The organism is Bacteroides sp. RTP31139st1_H2_RTP31139_211217, from assembly GCF_040227615.1.
GTDB classification, from domain to species: domain Bacteria; phylum Bacteroidota; class Bacteroidia; order Bacteroidales; family Bacteroidaceae; genus Bacteroides; species Bacteroides uniformis.
Window position 1 is genome coordinate 1 of the sequence record NZ_JBCNZM010000136.1, and the last position, 5,302, is coordinate 5,302.

The window sequence follows — 5,302 nt, forward strand, 5'->3', positions numbered from 1 at the left end:
TTCTGTTCTTTTCCATCGCAGCGAAATTTTAAGGAGAGGCCAGAGCCCCACCGGTTCCTGAAAATTCCGATCCCTTCGCGGCCTGCCGCCCTTCTGAAAAGCACCGACTCCGGAGGTGCTTTCTCCCCCTTGCGGGCAAGCTGTTTTCTGCTGCAAAACGAGAATCGTGCAGCAGAAAACACAGCTTGCTATTTGCCCTTTGCAAATACCTTCTGCCCGCTCGCGGACAGAACATTGAAAGAGCCGCCGTAAAACGGGGCAAGGACGGCTTCATTAGCGTCGGGATCGTTCACGAGGCAAAGATACCGACCTATTCAATCACTTGTGCCATAAGCGATTACGCCACTTGCGTCCACTTTGACGCCACACGCGGCCATAGCGGAAAAAGAGCATACAACCCGTGTTTTTAAGGGTTTACTTTGCACGTGAGAACGGATACGGGCAATGACACATCCCCCTGTCCGCACACGTGTGGACGGATGCAGAAAACATCGTGTGCAGAGGAAAAAGCGGGTCTTTGTCCGGATAAGCAAATGCGGTTGCGCATGAGTATAAAATCGGACACGCGCCCATGCACCGGCATACCGGCGTAACAGCCTGCCAGCGCACCAGCATATATGCGTGCCGGCATACCAGCATAAAATCTCATGCCGTCACTTGTCCGGATACGTGAAGAGATGAACGATTACCCGATTGTATAACTAAAAACGCATGGAACAATGAAAGAGAAAACGAAATTCGTGGCCTTCTCCACCCAGAAAGGCGGAGCGGGCAAAACCACCCTCACGGTGCTGGCAGCCTCTTACCTGCACTATGTAAAGGGTTTCAATGTCGCGGTCATCGACTGCGATTATCCCCAACACTCCATCGTGGAGATGCGGGAACGTGACCTGAAGCTTGCCCTCGAAGACGAACATTACAAGAGGTTAGCTTACGAACAATTCACCCGGCTTCAAAAGAAAGCCTATCCTGTCGTGGAAAGCAACACGAAAGAGGCGTTGGCCGATGCCGACTACCTCCTGCCGCAAGGTGATTTCGATTATGTGTTCTTCGACCTTCCCGGTACGATCAATAACGAGGATCTGATTCATTCCCTGGCCGGAATGGATTATCTCGTCGCCCCGATCAGTGCCGACCGGGTTGTCATGGAAAGCACCCTGAATTACGCGGTTGTGGTAAAGGAGCATATCATGGGCCGCGAGAAGTCCCGGATGAAAGGGCTGTATATGCTATGGAACATGGTGGACGGACGTGAAAAGACAGAGTTATATCAGGTTTACGAGGCGGTAATGAAAGAGCTGGGTCTTCCTGTTCTGAAGACCTTCCTGCCTGACACCAAGCGTTTTCGTCGTGAGCAGAACGCCAGCCGTCGCTCTGTCTTCCGCTCCACGCTCTTCCCGGCAGACCGTTCTTTGATCCGGGGCAGCAACCTGGATAAACTCGTGGATGAATTGATCGAACTGTTAAAGTAGGATCTTATGAGCGGAAAAGAACATGACGACGGTTTGGACGCTTCCTTCATCATCAGCCAGGCCAAAAGCCGAAACCGGCCATTACATCCTTACACGCCGGAAAAAGAGGAGGAGGCATCGGCTCTATCGGAACCGTCCGGCGAGGCCGCCGCCTCGCCGGCTACGAAAGAGGAGGGACGCCGCCGAAGAGGGAAAGGCCAGGATTACGAGCGTCTTTTTATCCGGAACGCCCCCTCCAATACCCGAAGCGGCAAAACGGTGTATATCCGCAAGGAGTTTCACGAGCGTATAACCCGGATAGTGCAGGTTATCGGTAAGAACGAACTCTCGCTGTATAGCTACCTGGACAATGTGCTGGAGCAGCATTTCGCGACCTATCAGGAGGAAATTTCGGAACTCTACAAGAAACGGAACTCCGATATTTTTTAGTTATGAACCCAATATTTACAACCTATTAAAAACAATCCATCATGTCAGACAAAGCAATTATTTTATCTGTTATCCTGGCGGCCGTCCTTTGCGTCGCCGTGCCCTTCATCTTCCGCGTGTGCCGCTACCGGCGCAGGATGAAAACCCTTATCGTCCCCGACGGCCCTTCGGGGGAGGTCGCCGTGGGGACTGTCCCCACCCCCGAGGCCGAGTACCTGGCCCGTTACATCTGCCTGCTGCGGCTGCCTTTCGCCGGTAACAAGCACGTGAAGATACGTCCGTCGTATCACGAGCGTATCCGCGAGATCACCCGTGTCATCGGTCGTGGCGACGTGACGATCACGGCCTACGTGGACAAGGTTCTCAAGGCGCACCTGGACGATAACCGGGAAACCATCGAGCGGCTTTTCGAGGAGCGTGAGGCCGTGGCCTCCCGGCAACCCAAAGCGGAGGAGCGATGAACGGGGCGTTGTGGCTGCTGCCCCTCTTTGCCGTGGGGTATGCCTTGTGGGCGTTTTTCCGCCTGTGGCGGATGGAACGCAACGAACCGGCAGACGGGATCGTTGCCGAAGACACTCCCTGCCGGCAGGAGATCATCGGCAGGAGCCGCTTTGTCCTCGACCCGCGCCACTCCCGGCCACAAGCTGCCGTAGAATCTGAAACTGAAAAAGTTACGGAAAAAGCCGATATATTTGTGCCCACGAATGTACCCGAACACCCCCGGCAGATTCCGCCGGAAGACCTGGATGAAGTGTTCGGTGTCGCTCCCGAGGGGGAGCCTAACGAACCTCTGGAAATCGACTTTCCGCTGTACGATGAATCTTTCCCGGATGCGGACGCGGAGGAGCCGGATTATGACGAGGATGAAGACGACACCGAAGAGCTGCCCCTTTTGGGCCGCTCGCTTGCCCAGGGGGTTAGTTTTGAACAGATGGGCGAAGCCTACCGCCACGTGGTACATGATCCACCTTCAACAGACGAGCAAAGGGAGGAAACGGGACGTGTCCTCCTGGGCCTGAAACAGACCGACATGTTCGAGGTCATCGTTTCGGGCCGCCCCGACGGGAACGACAGGGTAAAATCCCTGATCGACACCTACCTCTCGGCCTTTCACCGGCGTATGTCCGAGAGGTCTGCGGAAAGCCCATCTCCGCAGGGTTCGGTTCCCACGGGTTTCGACGTCCGTGAGTTTGTTTAACCCCATAATGACATCACGATGAAAGAAAAAGACTACGGGTAGCACGTGAGGCTATCCTCGAACCACTGAAAAAATCCGAATCAAGAAGTTTAACCCGGTGCGGGGCCTATCCATCCCCGCGCCACAATTCAAACATTATCGAGTTATGAGAAAGAACAAGATTCTTCTTCCGGCGGCATTTCTCTTTGCCGCCATCTCCTCCGCTTTCGCGCAGGGCAACGGCATCGCCGGCATTACGGAGGCTACCAACATGGTAACCAGCTACTTCGATCCCGGAACGAAGCTCATCTACGCGATTGGGGCTGTGGTCGGCCTTATCGGCGGGATCAAGGTCTATAACAAGTTTTCGAGCGGCGACCCCGACACGTCGAAGACCGCCGCGAGCTGGTTCGGCGCGTGTATTTTCCTGATTGTCGCCGCGACGATCCTACGCTCTTTCTTCTTGTAGTCCAACCTGTCATGCAAATAATTATGGAATATGGAATCAACAAGGGAATCGGCAAGAGCGTGGAGTTCCGGGGCCTGAAGGCGCAGTACCTCTTCATCTTCGCGGGCGGCCTGCTGGCCGTCTTCGTGGTGTTCGTCATCCTCTACATGGCAGGGGTCGATCAGTGGGTATGTATCGCTTTCGGCGTTGCGGCGGCTTCGGTGCTGGTCTGGCTTACCTTCCGCCTGAACGCCCGTTACGGGGAACACGGGCTGATGAAGCTGTTCGCCGCGCGCCGGCATCCCCGCTACCTGCTCAACCGCAAGTCCCTGCGCCGGTTGCTGAAAAGAAAGGGGGGCCGCGTATGAGAAACATCTTGAAAGCCACCACGCTGGAAAGCAAGTTCCCGCTCCTGGCCGTGGAAGGCGGTTGTATCATCAGCAAGGACGCGGACATAACGGTCGCCTATCGGGTCGAACTCCCGGAGCTGTTCACCGTCACGTCCGCCGAGTACGAGGCGATCCACGCCGCCTGGTGCAAGGCCCTGAAGGTCTTGCCCGAATACAGCGTGGTACACAAGCAGGACTGGGTGCGACATGATGTCGTGTAAGTGATTGTTTAACAAATAATTTAAGTCATCGAGTATGACATAAAACAAAGATTAAACCTGCTGTTTCGTCAGCAGTAGCCTATGGGCAGATGCACCTTAATTGTATTAAGCTGCCCAGACAAGGTAGCCCGCCCGAAAGGGGCAGTTTGAACCGTGAGGGGAAAACAATCGTCGTCAGTATCAGACGGCGCGGGAGCTTGGCTTGAATGGTATGAATAACACATGTGAACTGTCGCTAAACGTCGTTAGTTTGAATGAGCCAAACGATACTGACAGGCTCAAGCCCGGAAACGGGTGCAGCGAGGATAACCCTCTCCAGTCTGGGGTTACACGAACCACACTGCTGCCGGCGGAATGACAGATTCTAACCCATTCTCTTTGTCACTTACACGGAACATGGAAAACCTGTATCTCTCCTACGAAAACAGGTAAGCCGACCGTAAGGAAGGCCGAACGGGATGCAGGCACAGGAATGCGGAAAAAGCGAATGCCGTCCTGTAATGGGGCGGATAGGGGTTTCAACGTTACCCTACGCGAAAGCGGGCAGACTTCCGCATGGTGACTCTTTACAAGAAACTTTTAGAACTTTTTAAAGTTGAAACGCAAATGAACGAATTAGAAATTTCGTGTGCATCGACTGACCGAAAATCGAACGCTTGGGACAGCATAGACTGGCTCCGGTGCGAAATTGCGGTTAAAAAGCTACAAGCACGTATTGTAAAGGCTCAAAAAGAAGGCAGATACGGTAAAGTGAAAGCTTTACAGTGGATGCTAACGCATTCGTTTTACGCCAAAGCATTGGCCGTAAAGCGGGTGACCTCTAACAAAGGTAAAAAGACAGCAGGGGTTGACCGTGTATTATGGAAAACCCCAAAAGCGAAGTTTCAGGCAATCAGCGAACTGAAACGCAGGGGATACAATCCCCAACCGTTGAAACGGGTCTATATCAGCAAAAAGAACGGCAAACAACGGCCGTTGGGTATTCCTACCATGAAAGACAGGGCTATGCAGGCGCTGTATCTGATGGCATTGGAGCCGGTAGCTGAAACGACAGCCGACAACAACTCCTACGGGTTCCGCAAGGAACGAAGCACGTTCGATGCAAGGGAACAATGCTTCTGTGTACTCGCAAAAGACGTATCGCCCGAATGGATACTTGAAGGGGA

General features: G+C 53.8%; 8 protein-coding genes and 1 pseudogene. All 9 read left to right on the forward strand.

The window, feature by feature from the left end; all coding sequences use genetic code 11:
* Positions 1-252: hypothetical protein (locus tag ABUA47_RS18260; protein WP_349831857.1), on the forward strand; the 252-nt coding region annotated here is incomplete at its 5' end.
* 467 nt (positions 253-719) lie between these two features.
* Positions 720-1,472 carry a ParA family protein gene (locus ABUA47_RS18265; RefSeq protein ID WP_004295460.1) on the forward strand — a complete coding sequence of 251 codons (753 nt, stop codon included), beginning with the start codon at positions 720-722 and terminating at the stop codon, positions 1,470-1,472.
* Positions 1,473-1,478: 6 nt separating this feature from the next.
* On the forward strand, positions 1,479-1,901 hold the full coding sequence (locus tag ABUA47_RS18270) for a DUF3408 domain-containing protein (protein WP_004319163.1): 423 nt from the start codon (positions 1,479-1,481) through the stop codon (positions 1,899-1,901).
* Positions 1,902-1,942: 41 nt separating this feature from the next.
* Positions 1,943-2,362: a DUF3408 domain-containing protein gene (locus ABUA47_RS18275; RefSeq protein WP_004295458.1), complete on the forward strand. Its 420-nt coding sequence runs from the start codon at positions 1,943-1,945 to the stop codon at positions 2,360-2,362.
* Positions 2,359-3,099, forward strand: coding sequence for a hypothetical protein (locus ABUA47_RS18280; protein WP_029427932.1), 741 nt, complete (start codon positions 2,359-2,361; stop codon positions 3,097-3,099). Before ABUA47_RS18275 ends, ABUA47_RS18280 begins: the two co-directional genes overlap by 4 nt.
* Positions 3,100-3,244: 145 nt before the next feature.
* Complete coding sequence (locus ABUA47_RS18285) at positions 3,245-3,547, forward strand: DUF4134 domain-containing protein (RefSeq protein WP_004303800.1); 303 nt, start codon at positions 3,245-3,247, stop codon at positions 3,545-3,547.
* Between the two features lie 20 nt (positions 3,548-3,567).
* Positions 3,568-3,894: a DUF4133 domain-containing protein gene (locus ABUA47_RS18290; RefSeq protein WP_029427933.1), complete on the forward strand. Its 327-nt coding sequence runs from the start codon at positions 3,568-3,570 to the stop codon at positions 3,892-3,894.
* On the forward strand, positions 3,891-4,136 hold the full coding sequence (locus ABUA47_RS18295; protein ID WP_007851792.1) for a DUF3875 domain-containing protein: 246 nt from the start codon (positions 3,891-3,893) through the stop codon (positions 4,134-4,136). The genes ABUA47_RS18290 and ABUA47_RS18295 overlap by 4 nt, the downstream gene beginning before the upstream one ends.
* Before the next feature lie 606 nt (positions 4,137-4,742).
* Positions 4,743-5,302, forward strand: a pseudogene (locus ABUA47_RS18300) (reverse transcriptase N-terminal domain-containing protein); the annotation flags it as partial.